The following is an 18,833-nucleotide window of genomic DNA, read 5'->3' as shown; positions in this document are numbered from 1 at the left end:
CGCTCTAGCCGGAAGGTGTCGATGGGTCCTTCAATAGGGTGCACGATGGTGGCATAGCCAATCTCGGCAAACTTGTGGGTCAAAAACTCTGCCCCGGTCATCCGCCCGCCGTTAGTCAGGTTGAGCTCGATCTCGTCCCCATCACCGTTGATGATCTGGTCGAGCTCGTTCAACGTGACGATGACTTGGGTGCGCACTGCCGGTTTGGAACCGCTTGTTTCTTTGTTGAAGAAGATGTCGTTGGCGGCTTGAAGCAGGTCGGTGTTGGTGGATTCTAAGACGCCGCGCATGTTGGCAATCGTGGTGGCATCGTCGGTTATGGAGAGCGTGTTGGGGCCTTGTTCCCGGTAGGTGATGCGCACGCCTGGTTTGGCTATGCGTTTGGAGCGGAGTTCTTTCAGTCGTGTGGCGGCGACGGTGGGGATGCGGTGTGCGGGTGTGGCGGCGAGTTTGATTCTGAGGTTCCAGGCGTCGAGGGTTTTCTTCACCTTCGCGGTGTAGGACTCGATGAGTGTGAGGGTGCCGAGGCTGTGGCGTTGTTGAAGGGCTGCGGTACGGGCTTTGCGTTGTTTGCCGCTAAAGCGGGTGGGACCGAAATAAACCTGGTTAAGGCGTGCAAGCTCGGCAGCATCGGTTGGGTCGGCGCCGAGCGCGCGAAGCTCATCGGGTGCGCTGGGTATGTGTTCCACCAGCGCAATCCCCGAGTTGCGTAGGCGGATGTAGGTTTCGATATCCCCCATGGGCACAGAGACTAAAACAGCACCGTGGGCCCCGCAACCGGAGGGACAAAATTCCTGGTTAATGGGGCTGGTACGAGAAAAGCCCCTAGATTGAGTTGGCTGGTTCGCATACCGATTGAATTCGCCATATGCTGCTGCCCAACCTTTCTCCTCTCGGTAAAGCCGGTCGAAACGAGAGCCTCCTGAGACCATTTCACACAGCCTCGCAGGAGGTTCGCTATCGGGATAGCGGGCATGGGTAGTCCATCAGCTTGAATCCAAACCGACCTGACAGCACAGCAGTTTCCGGTATGCTCGGCGCACATGCTCGGAAAGGATGACACCATGAAGATGGCCCCGCGCCACCGTCAGCAATTGCCACCGCTTCCGATGGTCTCGGCCAAGCTCGGGGAGCGGTTGGCCAGCCACGTGTTCGTGGAGGAAGGCCGGGAGCTGCTTCCGGAGTTGCAGGCCTTCCGCCGCGATATGCACCAGAACCCGGAGGTGGGGCTGCATCTGCCGCGCACCCAGGAGAAGGTGCTCGAAGCCCTTAAAGGCCTACCGCTGGAGATTCATCTGGGCCGTGACCTCAGCTCGGTCGTCGCGGTGCTGCGCGGCGGCAAGCGTGGCGAGCGCCCCGTGTCGGTTCTGCTTCGCGCGGACATGGACGCCCTTCCCGTGCGTGAGCAAACGGGCAGCCCGTTTGCCTCGACGAATAGCAACATGCATGCCTGTGGCCACGACCTGCACACGGCGGGGCTTATCGGCGCGGTGAAGATGCTGTGCCGCCACCGCGAGGAGCTGTTGGGCGATGTCATCTTCATGTTCCAGCCGGGCGAGGAAGGTCCGGGCGGCGCGCAGCCGATGATCGATGAGGGCGTGCTCGACGCCGCCGGCCGCCGGCCCATCGCCGCCTACGGTCTGCACGTCGGCCCGCAGGATAAGGGCACCTTCCACCATATTGCTGGCCCAATGATGGCCTCGTCGTCCAATCTGGGGATCACCGTCTACGGCAAGGGTGGGCATGGCTCGCGCCCGCACGATGCTATCGATCCCGTTGCGGCCCTCGCGGAGATCCAGATGGCGCTGCAAGTGGCGCTGACCCGGCGTTTCGATGCGAACTCGCCGATTGTCATCACGGTGACCAACCTGCGCGCGGGCGATGGCGCGGTCAACGTCATCCCGGACAAGGCGGAGCTGGGCGCGACGGTGCGCGTGCTTCGCGACGAACACATCGACGCAGTCCGCCAAATGATCATCGAGGTCTCGAGCTCCGTGGCGGCTTCCCATCGTTGTACCGCGAAGGTGGACTTCGAGGTCCTGTACTCGGCCACCAAGACTTCACCGCGCGAGGACCAGTTCGCTGCGTCGTTGTGGGCGGGTATGTTCGGCGCGGAAAACGTGCTGACCATGGACACCCCGATGATGGCCTCGGAAGATTTCGGCGCGGTGTTATCCCAGGTTCCGGGCACCTTCATGTGGTTCGGTACGGGGGATCCGCATACCCCGGAGCACATGCGCGAGTGGAACCACTCGCCGCAGGTGCGCTTCGATGATTCCGTTCTGGGAGACCAAGCCGCAGCCCTGGCGGCGGTGGCCTTTGAGCGCCTCGCCGCCGAGGACGCCCACCCCTCGCCGGCCACGAAGGCTATGCGTGCGCCGGTGCAGGGGACGGGGTCGGATGCGCAGCCGCCTTCTTCCGCAGCGCAATAGTGCCCCAGATGGTGGCTACCCATTCGGCGAGCACGACGACCATGCCGGCGAGGAGGGGCCAGATGGCGTCGTCGAGCGCAGTGCTTAAGGACGGGAAGAGATTCTTCGTGGCGTGCACCGCGATGGCGATAATAAGCCAGCGCACCGGCTGTTTCTGGGACAGGCCATAGGCACTAAGACCAGTGAACAGCGAGTGGGAGAGCGGGTTGGAGGCCAGGCGGATGACGCCTGCCCCGATCGCCCCGGCGGTATCCGAATCGAGGTTGTCCGCCGTCATGCGCGCGAAGGCGGTGGCGTCCTCACCCACAGTGAAACCGATACCCACGGCCACGCCCACGAAGACGTAGTCGAGCCAACTGCGGGGCCGGATGACGAAGGTACAGATAAGCAGCACGCCGAGGAACTTCAGCACCTCCTCGATGAGCGGCGCATACCCCGCAGCGCCCAGCCAGTCCAGGCCCGCGCGGGTGAGGAGGTGGGTCATGTTCGTGTTGAGTTCCACCGCGAGCCCGGAAACCGCGAACCCCCACACCACGCCGTGCGCAATTCCCGGCCGGCGGCGCAGGAAGAACAGCGTGAGGGGGACGAGTACGGCGGCGAAGACCACGGCGGCCAGAGCACTTGCGGGCAGGAAGGGCTCGCTCGCGTAGTGGAAGGCGGTGACGGCCAGCGCGCCGAGGGTCAGCAGGTAGTACAGGTACTTCATGCGTCCTCCGGCTGCACGCGGTCGGCGAAGTCACGTGCCTTCGGTCCGTAGATGTGGAGGAAGGAGATGGTGTTGTTGTGCCGCTGAGACAGCGTGATGCCGTCGCCGTCCTCGATGCGGTAGAGCTCGGCAGCCTGGGTGGTGATGGGGGCGTCGGTGAGCGCGCTGGTCCCGTTGAAGGAGCGGTGCTGGCGCGGCAGGTACGTCTCGACCTCGCGGGAGGAGCTGCCTTCCTCAGAAATGATGGTCGCGCTCCCGCAGTTCCAGGTCTGCGAGGAGGCGTACGGATCCTCCGGGCACTCCAGTCCCGGGATGCCGCGCACGGGGGTGGTGTCGGGAGTGGGGTCGGGGAGGAGGGCGTCGGCAAGCGGTACTGCGGCGAGGACGCCGATGCAGGAATAAATCAGTGTGTTTCTCATGCTTTCGACCCTAAGAGCTGCGGTTTTGCGCCGGTATCCTCCGCAGGGAGGATTTTGCGGAGTTTGACAATGCTGACAATCATGGCCACCCACAGGCCGATGAGGATGAGGAAGGTGGGGAAGATGGGCCATAGGGCGTCGTCAAACGCGGTAGAGATAGACGGGCCGAAATTAGCCGTGAAGTGCACCGCCATGGCGATGAGCAACCAGCGCACCGGTTGCCGGCGGGAGAGCCCGTAAGCCGCGATTGAGGTGAAGAAGGAATGCATGAGCGGGTTCGCGATGAATCGGGCAAGGAGCCCCAGAAGCGTTCCCTTGAGATCAGAATCGAGGTTCTCCAGTGTCATGTTGGCGTAGTAGATGGCGTTCTCGGTCACGCTAAAGCCCATGCCCACGGCCACACCGACGAAGACGTAGTCCGCCCAGTGGCGGGGCCGGATGACGCAGGTGCAGATGAAGACGACGCCGAGGAATTTAAGGACTTCCTCGTTAAGCGGGGCGATTCCAGCGATGACCAGCCAGTCCGGGACCGTACGGATGAGGAGGTGGTTCATGTGCTCGTTGAGCTGGCCGGCGACAGTGGAGACCGCAATACCCCACACCACCCCGTGCGCAATGCCGGGGTGCTTGCGCAAAATCAGCAGCGTGAGGCCTAGTGCAACAGCGGCGTAGGCCACCGCGGCGAGCGCACTTGTGGGCACGAAAGCGCCGTGGGAGAAATCATAAGCGACGTACACCAGCCCAGCGGCGGTGAGCAGTTCGTACAAAGTCTGTGTTCTTCTCATGCGGTTTAGGCTATGAACCGCGCCTGGGGTGCCGGTATCCTCCGCAGGGAGGATTTTCCGGAACGCAGGGAGAACTATCGTGGCAACCATGACGAGAAAGACGCGACCACTGTGGATCACGGTGCTGCTCATTCTGCTCTGCGTGGTGGCGGATTTGGCGGCATGGATCCCCCATATCGAAAACTTCGAGGGGACGGATCAGGAAGCCCTTGTTTTGGGCTTGATGGGTCTATTTAGCTTCGCCACGTGGATTCTGCTGCCCTTCGCCCTGCACCACTCACGGCGGGAGCGCAACATCCACGAGGAGTACCCCGGCCACCCGGTGGTGCTGATTGCGGCTCTGCTCGTCCTGGTACTAGGCGGGTTTCGCCCACTGTCGCTGTCAGTGCTGGTGGTGTTGATTTCAATCATCTCGCGCGGCCGACTGCGGTGGTCCCTGGCGGGGACGGCGGTGTTCGTGGCCTCGTGTGTGACCATTATCTCTGTGCCTTACATTCGGATGAACATCTTCGATCCCTTTGGTTACGTGTTCTATGGAAGCCTCTTTCTTATCGTTGCCTGGATTACGGGCTCGGTGCGCGCGCAGCGCCGCCAGCGCGAGGTCACGCTGGTGAGCCTGGCGGAGCTCAACGAGGATCAGCTGCGCTCGCGCGAGGAGCGCGCCCGCCTGGAGGAACGCAACCGCATTGCCCGCGATATCCACGATTCCCTTTCGCACCGGCTCAGCCTTATTTCCGTGTACGCGGGAGGCTTGAGCTACCGCAAGGACGCCGACCCGGAGCGGGTCGCCGAGGCGGCAGACACCATCCAATCGGAGGCCAAGGCCGCCGTGGAGGACCTGCGCGGGGTGATCAAGGCGCTGCGCGTGGATGACCGGGTGGATCCGCGCGCGAGCATCGAGGAACACATCGGGCGCGCTCGCGCGGCGGGGACGAAGGTGCGCTATAAGAAGGGGGACGTCGATAAGCTGAGCACACTAGCCGCCCACACGCTGGGCCGCGCCGTGCAGGAGGGGCTGACCAACGCGCGCAAGTACGCGCCGGGGAAGAAGGTGACGCTCACCGTGGAGAACGAGGAGGATAAAGTGCGGGTGACCATGCAGAACAAGAAAGTGGCTGCGCAGCCAGAGTCCGGTGGCGGCAACGGCCTGCTGGGGTTGGAGGAACGCGCCCGGCTGGCGGGAGGTACTTTCACAGTGCTTGACGACGCCTCCACTTTCACCTGGGTCCTCGAACTCCCTGAGGAGGCACGTGCGTAATGATTTCAGTGGTATTGGTCGATGACGAGCAGGCGCTGCGGCGCGGCATCCGGTTCATCCTCGAGGGCGCGCCGGACATTGAGGTGGTGGCCGAGGCCAGCAATGGGCGCGATGGCGTGGCCCGCGTGCTGGACCTGCAACCGGACGTTGTCCTCATGGATATCCGCATGCCGGTGATGGACGGCATCGAGGCGGCCGGGAAGCTGCGGGCCAGCGCGCCGGATATCCCGGTGGTCATGCTCACCGCTTTTGATACGGATGAGTTCATTGTGGATGCGCTGCACGCGGGCGCGATGGGCTTTCTGCTGAAGACCATCGAGCCGGAGGGCCTGGTCTCGGCGGTGCGGGCCGCCGCCACGGGGCAGCAGCTGCTGAGCCCGAAGGCCCTGAAGAATCTGCTGGCGCTCAAGCACCCCGAGCCCGCGCCGGCAGAGACAAAGGCGCCTGGGCCCCGCCCGCTGGAGGGCTTAAGCCAGCGCGAGAACGAGGTGGCGCAGCTGGTGGCCCAGGGCCTGGACAACCAGGAGATCGCGGGGCAGCTCTACGTCTCCGTGACCACGGTGAAAACCCACATCAAGCACATCCTGGACAAGCTGGGCGGCACCAACCGGGTGCACATCGCGATTGCGGTGTTGGAAGCGCGCTAGCGCCGGCGGATAAACGCGGAGGCGAGGCCGAGCAGCGCGATGACGATCACGATGATGGACGCCGCCGGCCAGTACTGGGGGTAGTACTTCAGCGCGTAGCCGAAGACCTGGCTGTCGTTGAACTGGCGGGCAAGTGCAATGGGCATCCACCACAACTTTGTGAGAGTGAGGACCGCGCCGAGCAGGCCAGCGATGATGCGGCGACTGCCGCGCAGAAAGAAGCTGGCTGCCACGAGGAGCATGCCGGCGATGGTGAGAGCGAATAGCAGGGGAGTTACCGCAGCGAATGGGGAGCCGTTGATGAGGAACTCGTGGTCAATTTCGTGCTGCTCGATGAGGGTATAGCCCTCAAGGACGACGTCGTCCGGTATTCCCATTTACTTCTCCTTCTGCTCAGTGTTCGGGTCGTAGCCGTCGGCCCAGGTATCGGTGTCGAAGTCGTAGTCTACGTTCTCGCCCTTTTCATCGGTGCGCTGGTACCAGTCCGTGTAGCGGTGGGCGGAGGAGTCGAAGTCGGAGCCTGCACCGCGGCCTTCGTCGGCATGCTCGACGGTGAGCTCGAAGTCATCGCCGTGCTCCTCGATGCCGCGCACGACGGCGTTTTCCACCGCGGCGCGCGCGTAGGCGCGGCGGATGAACATCGGGTCGGAGCGCAGGTCCTTGATGAAGGCCACCATTATGAACAGCAGCACCAGACAGAATGGGAGCGCCGAGAGGATGGTGAGGTTCTGCAGGCCGGTGAGCACGTCCTCGCCGCCGGTGAGCAGCATGACGATGGCGATGCCCATCATGCACAGTCCCCAGAAGATGACGATGAACTTGTTCGGCGCGGGATTGCCCTTGGAAGACATGGTTCCCATGATGACCGATGCGGAATCGGCAGACGTGATGAAGAAGACCGCCAGCACCACGATCAGAACAAATGGTGTGATGCTGCTCAGCGGCAGGTGGTCAAACATGGCGAAGAGAACCTGCTCGCCGGAGGCAGAGCCATCAAAGTTCGGTAGTTCCTCGCGCTGGAAGGTGATGGCCGTGCCGCCGAAGATGGTGAAGGCCAAAATGAGGATGAGGGAGGGCGCGAAGACGGTGACGGCGGTGAATTCGCGCAGCGTGCGGCCACGGGAAATGCGGGCGACGAACATGCCGACGAAGGGCGTCCACGCGATCCACCACGCCCAGTAGAAGGCGGTCCAGTAGGACTGGAATTCGATGGTTTCATCGCCCCAGGACAGGCCCTTGGCCATCATGGGCAAAAGCTGGTCGATGTAGGTGACGATGCCGGAGGGCACGAGGTTGAGCAAAAGCAAGGTCGGGCCGGTGAAGAAAACAAAGATGACCAGGCCGAGCGTGAGCGTGATGTTGAAGTTGGACAGGTAGCGCACGCCGCGGGAAACACCAGAGACCGCAGAGATGATGAACCCGCACCCCAGTACGGCGATGATCGCGATGAGCACAGCATTGGTCAACGGACCTGCGCCGCGGATGATGGACACTCCTTGGCCAATCTGGATGGCGGAAAGCCCCAGCGTGGCGGCGGTGCCGAAGAGTGTGGCGACGAGTGCGAGGATGTCGATAAGCTTGCCCAGCGGCCCATCGGTATCGCGGGAGCCAAACAGGGGCTTGAAAATCGAGGACACCAGCGGAACGCGGCCGCGGCGGTAGGAAGAGTAGGCGATCGCGCCGCCGACGAGGGCATAGGCCGCCCAGGGCGAGACACCCCAGTGGTAGTGCGCCTGGGCCATTGCTTGGTGGAGGGCTTCGACGCTGTTGCCGTCGACAGTGTGGGGAGGCGGGGTGATGTAGTGCGACAGCGGCTCCGAAGGACCGTAGAAGAAGATGCCAACGCCGATGCCGGCACCGAACATCATGGCCACCCAGCTGAACCAGCCGAACTCGGGTTCCTCGTCATCCGTGCCGAGCTTGATGCGGCCCAGGAAAAGGCCGCGGAGGAGGCGGCGGAGACGGACTCCGGTGAGGTGATGCCCCAGATGATGAAGGCTACGACGAACGTAGCCGTGCTGAAGAAGGTGACCTTGTCCAGCGTGAAAGCATTGCGTTGGTCTTCCACACCGATTCCGGGAACCAAGCCCGGGTGCATGTTGTGGGGATAGATGCCAACGGGTGGACCGGTAGATTTTCGAGTGTTCACGTCAACAATTATCGCAGGTGCGCGAAATGACAGCGATGTGAGCTAGGATGAAGGCACTTATTTCTGCGTCGATTGGAATGCCATGCCGCTGCCTAATTTTGATGAGAATGTCCGTGAGCTGGAGGAAGCCTTTGCCCTCTTTGAGCTCGTGGAGGAACACGTCCTCGATCCGAACCTGCTGTTCACGGTGAAATAATCCGCCTCTTCTGTGCGCCCGCGAGTACTCCGCGGCGGGTGCGCACTATGAGGTCATTGACGCATTTCCGCTGCGGTGATCTTCTCAATGAGTGTGTCCAGCTCCGCGCGGCTGGGCTGTGAGAGCGGGTTGACCACGCAGAAGTCGAGGAGGAAGTAACCGGCGGTTTGCAGAGCCGTGTGGCGCTGCCAGAACTGGCTGATATCGGAGTGGTTGGTGGCAAGTGATTGGATGCTGCGCCGCTCCGAGAGTAGCTCGTAGTGCAAGTCGCGGCGCTGCGCCAGCGCTTCCTCCGGGGTCTTGATAAGCAGGGAACCGAGCAAGGCTGCCATCGCCTCGAAGCAACGCGTTTGCAGGCGGTAGTGGTTGGTCATCTGGGCCCGCGGCTTCCACAGCCACAGGAAGAGCATCGCCACGACCACGGAGAGCCCAATCTCCGCCATGCGCGAGCCGATGGTGTGGGCCAAATGCTCCGAGGAGTTTCCCATCAGCAGTGCCAGCGGGGTGGAGAAGATAACGCATAGCGCGTAGTTCTTCACCACCAGAATCTCTGCGCAGAACTGGCAGAAAGCTAGCGCGAGCACCAGCCCCCAACCGTGCGGGCTGAACGACGCAATGAGCGCGAAGACACACACGCCCAGAACCGAACCCAGCATGCGCTGTACTCCACGAATCGTTCCCGGTACCCGGTCCGGCCCCCACTGCAAGAGCAGGAGCACCGACACCGCGCCCCAGTCTGGGCGGTTAAGCCCCAGCGCCATGCCAATGAACGCGGTCGCCAGGCCACCAAGCGCGATCTTCTCAGCCGTCACCACCGCGTGGGAATTGCCCACCGCGGCGCGGTAGAAGCGGTAGCGCATCGTCGGCTTGGTGTGCGGGATGCTGGTGCGGTCCGGGTCCACGTAGGTGGGGGAATCAGACAGCTCATCCGAGTTGCCGCCCACCTGCTTGTGGTGCGCCACGATGCGTTGTTGTGCCGCTAGTGCGCGGTGCACCAAGTCCGCCTGGGCGGGGTGGCGGATGCGGCCGCCGCGGATGACGCCGGCGTCGGCAAGCGCTTGCCACGCCGTGGAAATCGCGGACTGCGCCTGGTGGTGGCGAGCCAGGAAATCGCTATCGGAGTTCACGAAGGCATCGGCGGCCTTCTCCAACGCGGCCACCGCGCGGGTCTCCGGGCCGTGCGGATCCCGGAAACGCGGCAGCATGCCTAGCACGTAGCTGGCCGCCACGCCGGCCAGGCTCCACGCGGCCACCTCCCACGGCGAGACCCCACGCAGCATCGTGGAACCACCGGCCACCATCACGATGAAGAAGGAACCCGGCGGCGGCAGCCGCAGCGCATTCTGCACGAACGCGCCGATGGTTGCTAGAGCCACCGTAAACACCGCGGACAGCGCCAGCCCATGCACGCCGACGAGGGAACCGGCCGTGGCCGCCAGCGTGAGCAGCCCGCCAGCGGTGAGGATCACGCGCCGCCGCGTGCGGTAGGGGTGACCCTCGCCGTAGATAACGGAGAAGGCACCGGCGGAAATAAGCAGCACCGCGTCCGGGTGGCCGGTGGCCACAGCGATCCCGCCCGGGATGATGATCGCCAACGCCGCGCGCAGGGCACCGGGCCAACGGCGCGCGGAGGTGTTGAAGGCGGTAAAGAGCTGAAGGGCGTTAGGACGTTGCGGCAGTGGGTGTTCCATATCGGGAGAACACCTTACTCGCTTCGCCGCGCTCGACCAGCCGGCCGTCCTGCAAGACCGCCACCGTGGGGCACAAGTGACGCACGACGTCGATGTCGTGGGAGACAAACACCAGCGTCATGTCCTTCGTCACGCGCTGCAGCAGCTCGAGGACTTGGGCCCGCGAGGTGGCATCCAGCGCCGAGACGGCCTCATCCGCCAGCAGAATATCCGGCTTGCCTACCACGGCGCGCGCCAGCGAGATGCGTTGGCGCTGCCCGCCAGAGAAGTCCCGCGGATAGCGCTCGAAGCCCTCGATGCCGACCTCCCGCAGCACGGCCTCGGCCTCCTCGCGCGTCCCGCCGCCCTCGGCCACGATCTTCCAAATAGGTATGCGCGGGTTGAGCGAGCCTTTGGGGTCTTGGAAGACCATGTGCACGCGCTTGGCGACGTCCACCGTTCCCGAGGTCGGCTCCGCCAGCCCCGTGAGCAGCTTGAGCAGCGTAGATTTGCCGGAGCCGGAGCCACCGACGATGCCGAGGCGCTCGCCCTCGCGGACGGTGAGGGAGACGTCGTCCAGCGCGGTCACCCCGCGGTAAGTCTTGGTCACGTTCTTGAGCGTGATGACGGGCTCGCCCAAGGTAGGTACGGGTGGTGGGGTGAGATCGGGCGTGGTGAGCTCGCCGATGCGCACGACGCGGTCGCACACGCGCTTGACGACATCCTGGTCATGGCTAATAAACAGCAGCGCGGTGTCCTCGTTATCGGCGGCATCCACGATGGCGGTCAGGATTTCTTCCTGGGTGAAGGGATCCAGTGCGGTAGTCGGCTCATCGCAGATGAGGAGCTTGGGGCGGCGGGCCATGGCCATCTCGATGAGCGCGCGCTGGCGCTGCCCGCCGGAAAGCTGGTGCGGGAAGCGGTTGAAGCCGGGCACCTTCATCAGCGGGTCGAGCGCGGTCATAGGTTCTTGGAAGACCATGGCCAACGGAAGCTTGCGCAGATCGCGGTCGCGCATGCCCAGCAGCTCCTGGCCGTTGAACTGGATGGATCCGGTGGCCTGCAGGTGATCGGGCAAAAGCCCCATGATGGCCAGGGCCGTCAGGGACTTGCCGCTGCCGGAATCCCCGACGAGGCCGACGCGCTCGCCGGGAGCGATGGAAAAGGAGAGGGGGCCAACGGGGCCCACGCGCAGATCAGTGACGGTCAGCATGGCTTCCTAGAAGGTTGAATCCGAGGACGGTGCCGGCGATGGCCAGCCCGGGCCACAGCGCCTGGAGGGGGTGGGTGGCCAGGAGCGGTTGGGCGTCGTGAAGCATGCGGCCCCACGAGGCGGTCGGCGGGGCAGTGCCCAGGCCGAGGTAGGACAGGCCGGCTTCAGCGAGGACGGCCAGCGCAAAGTAGACGGAAGCCTGGATGGCCACGATGCCGCCGAGGTTGGGCAGCACGTGGCGCCACGCGATGAGCGCCGGCGGCACGCGCGAGATGCGCGCGGCGGCGATATAGTCCTGCGTCATGATTTGCAGCGTGCCGGAGCGCGTGACCCGGATGAAGGAGGGGATGCCGGCGATGCCGATGGCGATGGTGGCCGTGAGCGTGGAGGAGCCCCACACCGCGCCGGCGACGATGGCCAGTAGGAGCGCGGGGAAGGCGAGCAGCAGGTCGGTGGCCGCCATGATGACGCTGCCGCCGCGCATCCCGGCGATAATACCCAGCGGGACGCCGATGAGTGCGGCAATGGCCACCGCCACCACGCCCACCAGCACGGTGACTTGAGCGCCGGCGAGGATGCGGGAGAAGGTATCGCGCCCGAAGCGGTCGGTGCCCATGAGGTGCTCCAGGCTGGGGCCGGCCAGGCGGTCGGGGGAGATGAGGTTGGGGTCATAGGGCGTCCACACCAGGGAGACCAGCGCAAGCAGGATGGTCAGGCCCACCAGGATATAGCCGGGTTTCATCGCGCCTCCTTCAGCCGCGGGTCGATGACCCGGTAGGCCAGGTCCGTGAACAGGTTGACGGTCAGGGTGAAGGTCACGAAGACCATGATGAGGGTCTGGACGGTGGTGAGGTCGCGGGTTGAGACGGCGTCGAGAAGCAGCGAGCCCAAGCCAGGGATGACGAAGACGTTCTCGATGACCACCGCGCCCACCACCAGGGTGCTCAGCTGCACGCCGGTGACGGTGAGCACCGGCAGGGCGGCGTTGCGCAGGCCGTGGCGGATGAGCGCCCCGGTGCGGGATTCACCCAGGGAGCGGGCGGTGCGGATGTAGTCCTTGTCCATCTCCTCGCGGAGGGTGGCGCGCACGTAGCGCGTGAGCATCGCACCCTGCACCAGCGCCAGCGAGATGACCGGCAGGACCAGGTAGCTTAAGCCCTCGCGCGGTAGCTGCCAGCCGTTGGCCGGCAGCCAACCCAGGTGCACGGAGAACACGGCGACCAACAAGATACCGACCAGGAAGCTCGGCACCGCAATACCCAGCTGCGTGGCCGCGTTGAGCACGGGGAGCCTAAAGCGGGCCAGCAGGATGCCCATGGGGATAGCCCCGGCTAGTGCGAGGGCGATGGCCAGCCCGATGAGCAACAGCGTGACCTGCGCGCGGTCAACCACGAGCGGGGTGATGTCCTGCTGCGAGGACAGCGAGACGCCGAAGTTGCCGGTCAACAGCCCTTTCATCCACTCCAGGTATTGCACGAGAAGCGGGCGGTCCAGGCCCATGGCGTGGGTCAGCTCCGCCACGGATTCATCAGTGGCGTTGACGCCCAAGGCCACGCGCGCCGGGTTGCCGGGCACGGCCCGCATGAGCAGGAAGATGATGATGGAGGCGGCCCACATGGTGCCGAGGAAGCGCAGGATTCTCATTGCACACCTTTAAGCTCGATGGCATCGGTGATCTGGTTAGGCTGCAGGCCGGTCAGGCCCTCGCGGTAGAGCACGATATTGGGCATGTTCATCAAGGTCAGGGCGGGCATGTCCTCCATAATTTGGTCCACCGCACCTGTCATGTCATCTTGCTCCAACAACGTGCGGGTCTGCGGCGAATCATAGCTGATGTAATAGTCCGGGGCGCCAAAGATGGTGGGGATATCGCGCGGTTCGACGTGCGCGACGAGCGACATCTGATAGTCCTTCGCCCCCATGACTTGGCTCAGCCACACGGCGGGGAACTCCGCGGTTTCCAGCGTGACCTCGAATCCCATCTCCGTCAGCTGCGAGTAGAGGAACTCGGAGAGTGTTTGCGTATAGGGCAGGCTTGGCACGGTGAGCGTGAGCGGCGTGCCCACCGCCCCGGCCTCTTCCATCAGCGCGCGGGCGCGCGCCGGATGATAAGGGTAGTAGTCCTTTCCACTAAACCAGGGATCGGTCGGCGGGACGGGCGCTCCGCCGGTATCTTTCGCGCGGCCCTCCCAGAGGATCTCGTTGGCGGCCTGGCGGTCGATGCCATAGGCCACCGCGCGGCGCACGCGGGGATCGTCGAAAGGCGCTGCCTGGTTATTCATGGACAGCAGCACCTCGCCGTTCGTGGTGCCGACTGCCGTTTCAATGGAGTCATCGAGGGTGTCGAGCAGCTCGGGGTTCTGCACGCCCCACACGGCGTCGACTCCGCCGGAGCGCAGGGCGTTGACCGCAGTGAGGGAATCCGGGAAGTAGCGGATGGTGATGTCTTCCTTCGCCGGGGTTCCCCAGTAGTCCGGGCGGGCGCGCAGCGCGATGTACTCGTTGGGGGAGAAGCCGGCGACAGCGAAGGGGCCGGTGCCCACAGCTTCAGTGGGCGTGCGCATGGCGCCGATGACGGTACCCATGGACCACAACCAGCCGGCGGAGGGGCGGGATAGCTCGACGACGAGCGTGTGATCATCCACCGCCGTGGCGGATTCCACCACGTCCATCTGCTTCTTGAGCCCGTTGGTCCACTCCGTTTTCACCGCGTTGATGGACCACGCGGCGGTGTGCGCGGTGAAGGCCTCGCCGTTGGAGAAGGAGGCCTCGCGCAGGTGGAAGGTGTAGCGCGTGGAGTCCACCTCCCAGGACTCGGCCAGTCCCGGTTCGATGTCGCCTTGCGCGGAGATACGCACGAGGGTTTCGTAAACGTTGCTCATGAGCGCGGCCGAGATGGCGGCGCCGCCGACGGTGGTGAAATCCAGGGACGTCGCGGGCGTCGTCGTGGCCAGCGTCAGCGCGGAGGAATCAGAATCAACAAGCGCCGTGGAACCGGCGGAGCAGGCGCTGAGCGACGCCCCCAGCACCACCCCCAGCGCACCTAACCAGGCCTTCATCCTTCGGACAACTTGACCTCGAGCGGGGAGGTGGTGCCGCGCACACTCGTCATGCCAAGTGTGAGGCGGTCCCCGAGGTACAGGATTTCGGTGCACTCGACGGGATGCCCGGAGTGATCCGAGATGTCCAAGTGCAGGCGCCACAGCGGGGTGGCGGGCTCGACGTTGAGGGAGCGCGCATCCTCCTCACTGGCGGAAGCCAGCGAGAGCTCGCGGTTGACGTTGTCGAATTCCACGCCTTGCTTGCGCAGGTGATCGTGGATGGACTCATTATCGGCATCGAAGTTGAGGATGTGGCTGCCCACGTCGACTGGGAAGAACATGCGCTCGATGGCGATCGGCATGCCATTGGCGCTGCGCACGCGGTGCACAAAGATAACCGGGGAGCCGGGCTCTACCCGCAGGAACTCGGCCTCCCTTTCGGTAGCGGGGCAGCGGCCCAGCCACAGGGTGGAGGCGCCGGGCTCGAATCCGCGCTCGCGCAGCCAGTGCGTTACGGAGTAGATGGAGTCGAAGGACTCCGAGGTGAAACGGCCGAGAACGACAGAGCGGCGGCCGCGGCCGGAGGAGATGAGGCCTTCCGAGCGCAGCGCCGCGACGGCCTGGCGCACGGGACCGCGGGATGAGGAGAATTGCTGGCACAGCTCGGCCTCGCTGGGCAGGAAATCACCGGGGGAAAGCTTCTTGCTGCGAATGAGATTGCGCAGATAGTCAGCGATAATACTGTGCTGCTGTGTACCGCGAAGGGCCACGGTGATGCTCCTCTATGTAGAAAACGCTGTGATGGGTAGTGATGTGTTGAAGCGCGGATGCGCGAGGGCGCGTCCGCCTACAGCTGCCACGCTTGAGCCAGGTTAACCATGTTACCCAAGGCGGCCTCGTGGCTTGTGGATTGCAGGGAGATCATGAGTTCATCCGCCTGGGCCAGATTTTGGAATTCCGTGAGGTAGTCGCGCACGTGCTCGATACTGCCCACGGCGGAGTACTTCAGCATGCCGATGATCTGCTGGCCCTGCGGGGAATCGATGATGCGGGCAACGTCGGCGTCGCTGAGCTGCTTGCCACGACCTGCAAAGGCCTTGACGCGGCGGAAGCAGACCTTTTCAAATTCCTCGTCGGCGTCATCACCCGCGGTGACGTTGACACCCGCGATGACATAGGGCTCCGGGTGGGCTTCGGAAGGCTGGTAATTCTCGCGATAGTAGGCCGTGGCGGCCTCGAGGTGTTGCGGGGCAAAGTGCGAGGCGAAGGCATAGGGAAGCCCGTACTTGGCGGCGAGCGAGGCGCCGAACAGCGAGGATCCCAGGATGTAGATGGGGACGTTGGTGCCATGGCCGGGGATGGCCTTCACTCCGGGGATGAGGGACTTTCCGGAGAGGTAGCCCTGCAATTCTTTGACGTCCTCGGGGAAGCGTTCGGCGGCGTGGCCATCGCGGCGCAGGGCGCGGCCCAAGGTCTGCATGTCAGTGCCGGGGGCGCGGCCCAGGCCGAGGTCGATGCGGCCGGGGTAGAGCTCGGCGAGGGTGCCGAATTGTTCGGCGATGACATAGGGCGCGTGGTTCGGCAGCATGACGCCGCCGGAGCCCAAGCGGACGCGCTCGGTCTTCGCGCCGATGTGTGCGATGAGCACCGCCGGGGAGGAGGAAGAAATGGAGGGCATGTTGTGGTGCTCGGTGTACCACATGCGCTTAAACCCCAAAGCCTCCGCGCGTTGCGCCAGCTCGACCGACCTGGCCATGGACTGGGAGGGAGATTCCCCCGGGTAGATGGTGCAGAAATCGAGGACGGACAAAGCGGCGCGGAACGTCATGAGCTACTCACTTTTCTTCGACGAGCCTGTAGATACAACGTCGATGATAACGCCGATGGCAAATGCGAGGAGCGTGGGAACCACCCAGCCCAGGCCAACGTCTTGGCCAGGGGCGAAATCAAGCGGGGCGCCGAAGGAGGTGGCGGCGGACCACAGCACGGAAACCCACAGTGCCAAGCGGAATCCCCAGTAGAAGGTGACCCACTTCTTGACTACCGGTTGCAGGAGGGTCAGCGCAATCAGCGAGATAGCCGGCGGGTACAAGAACACGATGAAGGGCACCGCGATGGCAAGCACCGTGTCCAGGCCCTGGAAAGCGAAGGCGATGGACAGCGCGGTAAACAGGCAGGCCCACAGGTGGTAGGTGGTCTTCGGCACGAGCAGGGCGAAGAACTCCGAGGTGGCGGAAATCAGGCCCACGGCGGTGGTCATGCACGCCAGGATGACGATGGCGGAGAAGACGGCCTGGCCGATATTGCCCATGGTGAGATTGGAGGCGTCGGCAAGCAGGGAGGCGCCGGACTCATAGGAGGCGCCGTTCGGCATGGTTTGGCCGATCCACGCCAGCCCCAGGTAGATGGCGGCGAGTAGGGCGCCGGCGATGACCGCGGAGAGAATGGTTCCGCGCAGCAGCTCACTGTTCTTGGAAAAACCCTTGGAGCGCAGGGAGGTCACGATGACGATGGAGAAAGCCAGGCCCGCGATGGCGTCCATGGTGTTATAGCCCTCAAAGAGGCCGGTAACGAAGGGTGCGGAGGCATACTCTTCGGTTGGGGTGCCGGGAACGCGGGGATTCGCCACGGTAGCGAGGGTGATGAGGACCGCGAGCAGGATGACCAGCGCCGGGGTGAGGAACTTGCCCAGGGTGTCGATGATGTCATTCGGGCGCCAGGCCAAAGCCAACGCGATAAGGAAGAAGACGACGTTGAAGGCGCCGTTGGCGAAGGTCCCCTCCCAACCCAGCAGCGGGGTGATGGCGGTTTCCATGGACACCGCGCCGGTACGCGGCAGGGCGTAGAAGGCGCCGATGGCCAGGTACGCAATGACGGAGAAGGCCACGCCGAAGATCTTGCCGCCGTGGTTTCCGATGTCCCGCACGGACTGGCCGGAGATAGCCACCGCGACCACAGCCAAGACCGGCAGTGCCACGCCGGCGGCGAGGAAGCCCAAAGTGGCGGGCCAGAAGTTGGTGCCGGAGGAGACACCGACTTCCGGCGGGAAGATGAGGTTGCCCGCTCCAAAGAACATGGAGAAGAGCATGAGTGAGGCAACGATGACGATGCCGATGGGGGAACCCGTCTTCGAGGCGGACTGAGAGGGAGCCTGAGCGTCATTAATGGACATTTTTCTAAGAATAATGCCCATGACATGAGATGTAAACTCTAGCTGAAGGCCTTCTCCAGCCGGTCCAGCGCTTCTTCGAGCAGCTCGCGGGAGGTGGCGAAGTTCAAACGCGCGTGGTGCTCGCCGCCCGTACCGAAGGTCACGCCCTCGTTGAGAGCCACCTTGGCGTGTTCACGGACCCACGCCGCGGGCTTCGGGTCATCACCAATAGCGGTCCCGGAAAAATCCAACCACAGCAGGTAGGTGGCCTGCGGGTGGGAAGTCTTTAGGCCCGGCACGCGCTTGGGCAGCTCCTCCACCAGCCAGTCGCGGGTCTTCTTTAAGTACGCAATCTCCTCGTCGAGGAACTCCCCGCCGTCGCGGTAGGCGGCCTCCGCCGCTAGAACGCCCAGCGTGCCGGTGCCGTCCTTGGCCACACCGGTCAGCGAATTCCAGCGCTCCACGTCCGCGGAGTTGGAGAAGATCACCTGCGCGCACTTGAGACCCGCGGTATTCCATGCCTTGGAGGTAGCGGTGACGGTGATGACGCGGTCGGACAAAGCGCCCAACGGGATGTGGCGGCCTTCGTAGACCAGCGGGGCATGGATCTCATCGGAGAGGATGCGGGCATCATACTTATCCGCCAGTTCCACGAGTCCCCGCAGCCAGTCCTCGTCGAAGACGATGCCCAGCGGGTTATAGGGGTGGGAGAGCAGGATAGAACCGGCGCCAGCCTTAAAGGCACGCTCGATATCGTCTAGCTCCAGCGAGGTCTCTATCTTCTCTCGTCCCGCGGTCTCCGGCAGCTCCAGCAGCGGCGGGTAAGACGGAACCGGTACGGCCACCGCGCCCTCAGTAAAGTACTGCACCCCGAGCAGCAGCCCGCGCACGACGTCCCCAATCCAGAAGACGTGCTCTGGGCGCCAGCCATAGCGCGATTCATAGAAATCCGCCAGGGCCGCGTTGAGCTCGGAGGCCTTCGGCGCCGGGGTGTAGCCGAAGGATTCGGCGTCGACAGCCTCCTGTATTGCTTCCTTCACCGCGGGGGCGGTGAGGAAGTCCGATTCAGCGATCCACAGCGGAATGATGTCCTCGTCATAGACGGTCCACTTGCGGGTGCCGCGGGCACTAAGTTCTTTCAGGCTAGGGAAATGCATGCGCCCCAC

16 protein-coding genes and 2 pseudogenes are annotated in these 18,833 nt (G+C 64.1%); 3 read left to right on the top strand and 15 right to left on the bottom strand.

Annotation, left to right across the window (positions count from 1 at the left end):
- Window positions 1–740, bottom strand: a pseudogene (locus HMPREF2760_RS11250) (HNH endonuclease); the annotation flags it as partial.
- A gap of 324 nt (window positions 741–1,064) precedes the next feature.
- Between HMPREF2760_RS11250 and HMPREF2760_RS11245 the strand changes: the two are divergent.
- Entirely contained in the window at window positions 1,065–2,432 is a 1,368-nt protein-coding gene (locus HMPREF2760_RS11245; protein WP_070597429.1) for a M20 metallopeptidase family protein, read from the top strand.
- Here HMPREF2760_RS11245 and HMPREF2760_RS11240 read toward each other — a convergent pair.
- The 3 genes from HMPREF2760_RS11240 to HMPREF2760_RS11230 are packed head-to-tail and all read right to left on the bottom strand — an operon-like array spanning window position 2,368 to window position 4,342.
- Window positions 2,368–3,138: a PrsW family glutamic-type intramembrane protease gene (locus tag HMPREF2760_RS11240; protein WP_070597428.1), complete on the bottom strand. Its 771-nt coding sequence runs from the start codon at window positions 3,136–3,138 to the stop codon at window positions 2,368–2,370. The genes HMPREF2760_RS11245 and HMPREF2760_RS11240 overlap by 65 nt on opposite strands.
- On the bottom strand, window positions 3,135–3,557 hold the full coding sequence (locus tag HMPREF2760_RS11235) for a hypothetical protein (RefSeq protein WP_070597427.1): 423 nt from the start codon (window positions 3,555–3,557) through the stop codon (window positions 3,135–3,137). The genes HMPREF2760_RS11240 and HMPREF2760_RS11235 overlap by 4 nt, the downstream gene beginning before the upstream one ends.
- Window positions 3,554–4,342 carry a PrsW family glutamic-type intramembrane protease gene (locus HMPREF2760_RS11230; RefSeq protein ID WP_083304527.1) on the bottom strand — a complete coding sequence of 263 codons (789 nt, stop codon included), beginning with the start codon at window positions 4,340–4,342 and terminating at the stop codon, window positions 3,554–3,556. Before HMPREF2760_RS11230 ends, HMPREF2760_RS11235 begins: the two co-directional genes overlap by 4 nt.
- Window positions 4,343–4,430: 88 nt before the next feature.
- Between HMPREF2760_RS11230 and HMPREF2760_RS11225 the strand changes: the two genes are divergently transcribed.
- Both HMPREF2760_RS11225 and HMPREF2760_RS11220 read left to right on the top strand, forming a co-directional pair.
- Complete coding sequence (locus HMPREF2760_RS11225) at window positions 4,431–5,600, top strand: sensor histidine kinase (protein ID WP_227486269.1); 1,170 nt, start codon at window positions 4,431–4,433, stop codon at window positions 5,598–5,600.
- Complete coding sequence (locus tag HMPREF2760_RS11220; RefSeq protein WP_070597426.1) at window positions 5,600–6,247, top strand: response regulator; 648 nt, start codon at window positions 5,600–5,602, stop codon at window positions 6,245–6,247. Before HMPREF2760_RS11225 ends, HMPREF2760_RS11220 begins: the two co-directional genes overlap by 1 nt.
- On the opposite strand, the gene HMPREF2760_RS11215 is transcribed toward HMPREF2760_RS11220, so the two are convergent.
- The 11 genes and pseudogenes from HMPREF2760_RS11215 to HMPREF2760_RS11165 all read right to left on the bottom strand — a co-directional run bounded on the left by HMPREF2760_RS11215 (window position 6,244) and on the right by HMPREF2760_RS11165 (window position 18,824).
- On the bottom strand, window positions 6,244–6,624 hold the full coding sequence (locus HMPREF2760_RS11215; RefSeq protein ID WP_070519547.1) for a cell division FtsX domain-containing protein: 381 nt from the start codon (window positions 6,622–6,624) through the stop codon (window positions 6,244–6,246). The two genes, HMPREF2760_RS11220 and HMPREF2760_RS11215, sit on opposite strands and share 4 nt — an antisense overlap.
- Window positions 6,625–8,345, bottom strand: a pseudogene (locus HMPREF2760_RS11210) (BCCT family transporter).
- A 300-nt stretch (window positions 8,346–8,645) separates the two neighbouring features.
- The gene (locus HMPREF2760_RS11205) at window positions 8,646–10,283 is read right to left on the bottom strand and encodes an FUSC family protein (RefSeq protein ID WP_070597425.1); all 1,638 of its coding nucleotides are present in this window, start codon (window positions 10,281–10,283) and stop codon (window positions 8,646–8,648) included.
- The gene (locus tag HMPREF2760_RS11200) at window positions 10,255–11,475 is read right to left on the bottom strand and encodes an ABC transporter ATP-binding protein (RefSeq protein ID WP_070597431.1); all 1,221 of its coding nucleotides are present in this window, start codon (window positions 11,473–11,475) and stop codon (window positions 10,255–10,257) included. The genes HMPREF2760_RS11205 and HMPREF2760_RS11200 overlap by 29 nt, the downstream gene beginning before the upstream one ends.
- A complete protein-coding gene (locus HMPREF2760_RS11195; protein ID WP_070597424.1) occupies window positions 11,459–12,217 on the bottom strand; it encodes an ABC transporter permease in 759 nt (252 codons plus the stop codon). Before HMPREF2760_RS11195 ends, HMPREF2760_RS11200 begins: the two co-directional genes overlap by 17 nt.
- Window positions 12,214–13,119, bottom strand: a complete 906-nt coding sequence (locus HMPREF2760_RS11190; protein WP_070597423.1) for an ABC transporter permease — start codon at window positions 13,117–13,119, stop codon at window positions 12,214–12,216. Before HMPREF2760_RS11190 ends, HMPREF2760_RS11195 begins: the two co-directional genes overlap by 4 nt.
- Entirely contained in the window at window positions 13,116–14,534 is a 1,419-nt protein-coding gene (locus HMPREF2760_RS11185) for an ABC transporter substrate-binding protein (protein WP_070597422.1), read from the bottom strand. The genes HMPREF2760_RS11190 and HMPREF2760_RS11185 overlap by 4 nt, the downstream gene beginning before the upstream one ends.
- Window positions 14,531–15,286, bottom strand: coding sequence for a GntR family transcriptional regulator (locus HMPREF2760_RS11180; RefSeq protein ID WP_070564718.1), 756 nt, complete (start codon window positions 15,284–15,286; stop codon window positions 14,531–14,533). Before HMPREF2760_RS11180 ends, HMPREF2760_RS11185 begins: the two co-directional genes overlap by 4 nt.
- 77 nt (window positions 15,287–15,363) lie before the next feature.
- Entirely contained in the window at window positions 15,364–16,344 is a 981-nt protein-coding gene (locus HMPREF2760_RS11175) for an LLM class flavin-dependent oxidoreductase (protein ID WP_070597421.1), read from the bottom strand.
- 3 nt (window positions 16,345–16,347) lie between these two features.
- On the bottom strand, window positions 16,348–17,688 hold the full coding sequence (brnQ, locus tag HMPREF2760_RS11170) for a branched-chain amino acid transport system II carrier protein (protein ID WP_070597420.1): 1,341 nt from the start codon (window positions 17,686–17,688) through the stop codon (window positions 16,348–16,350).
- 38 nt (window positions 17,689–17,726) lie between these two features.
- Window positions 17,727–18,824 (bottom strand): MalY/PatB family protein, encoded by a 1,098-nt coding sequence (locus HMPREF2760_RS11165; RefSeq protein WP_070597419.1) that lies wholly within the window; start codon window positions 18,822–18,824, stop codon window positions 17,727–17,729.
- Window positions 18,825–18,833 lie beyond the last annotated feature (9 nt).

The organism is Corynebacterium sp. HMSC065D07, assembly GCF_001810695.1.
Taxonomy (GTDB): Bacteria; Actinomycetota; Actinomycetes; order Mycobacteriales; family Mycobacteriaceae; genus Corynebacterium; species Corynebacterium hesseae.
The sequence above is the reverse complement of the archived record's forward strand: the minus strand, read 5'-3'. Positions and strand labels throughout refer to the sequence as shown.

What these genes read in the sequence shown, in the direction of transcription:
- HMPREF2760_RS11225 (WP_227486269.1), top strand. Translation starts at nt 4,431, where the DNA reads ATGACGAGAAAGACGCGACCACTGTGGATCACGGTGCTGCTCATTCTG.
- HMPREF2760_RS11185 (WP_070597422.1), bottom strand. Translation starts at nt 14,534, where the DNA reads ATGAAGGCCTGGTTAGGTGCGCTGGGGGTGGTGCTGGGGGCGTCGCTC.
- brnQ (WP_070597420.1), bottom strand. Translation starts at nt 17,688, where the DNA reads ATGTCCATTAATGACGCTCAGGCTCCCTCTCAGTCCGCCTCGAAGACG.
- HMPREF2760_RS11200 (WP_070597431.1), bottom strand. Translation starts at nt 11,475, where the DNA reads ATGCTGACCGTCACTGATCTGCGCGTGGGCCCCGTTGGCCCCCTCTCC.
- HMPREF2760_RS11220 (WP_070597426.1), top strand. Translation starts at nt 5,600, where the DNA reads ATGATTTCAGTGGTATTGGTCGATGACGAGCAGGCGCTGCGGCGCGGC.
- HMPREF2760_RS11215 (WP_070519547.1), bottom strand. Translation starts at nt 6,624, where the DNA reads ATGGGAATACCGGACGACGTCGTCCTTGAGGGCTATACCCTCATCGAG.
- HMPREF2760_RS11205 (WP_070597425.1), bottom strand. Translation starts at nt 10,283, where the DNA reads ATGGAACACCCACTGCCGCAACGTCCTAACGCCCTTCAGCTCTTTACC.
- HMPREF2760_RS11175 (WP_070597421.1), bottom strand. Translation starts at nt 16,344, where the DNA reads ATGACGTTCCGCGCCGCTTTGTCCGTCCTCGATTTCTGCACCATCTAC.
- HMPREF2760_RS11235 (WP_070597427.1), bottom strand. Translation starts at nt 3,557, where the DNA reads ATGAGAAACACACTGATTTATTCCTGCATCGGCGTCCTCGCCGCAGTA.
- HMPREF2760_RS11245 (WP_070597429.1), top strand. Translation starts at nt 1,065, where the DNA reads ATGAAGATGGCCCCGCGCCACCGTCAGCAATTGCCACCGCTTCCGATG.
- HMPREF2760_RS11230 (WP_083304527.1), bottom strand. Translation starts at nt 4,342, where the DNA reads ATGAGAAGAACACAGACTTTGTACGAACTGCTCACCGCCGCTGGGCTG.
- HMPREF2760_RS11240 (WP_070597428.1), bottom strand. Translation starts at nt 3,138, where the DNA reads ATGAAGTACCTGTACTACCTGCTGACCCTCGGCGCGCTGGCCGTCACC.
- HMPREF2760_RS11195 (WP_070597424.1), bottom strand. Translation starts at nt 12,217, where the DNA reads ATGAAACCCGGCTATATCCTGGTGGGCCTGACCATCCTGCTTGCGCTG.
- HMPREF2760_RS11190 (WP_070597423.1), bottom strand. Translation starts at nt 13,119, where the DNA reads ATGAGAATCCTGCGCTTCCTCGGCACCATGTGGGCCGCCTCCATCATC.
- HMPREF2760_RS11165 (WP_070597419.1), bottom strand. Translation starts at nt 18,824, where the DNA reads ATGCATTTCCCTAGCCTGAAAGAACTTAGTGCCCGCGGCACCCGCAAG.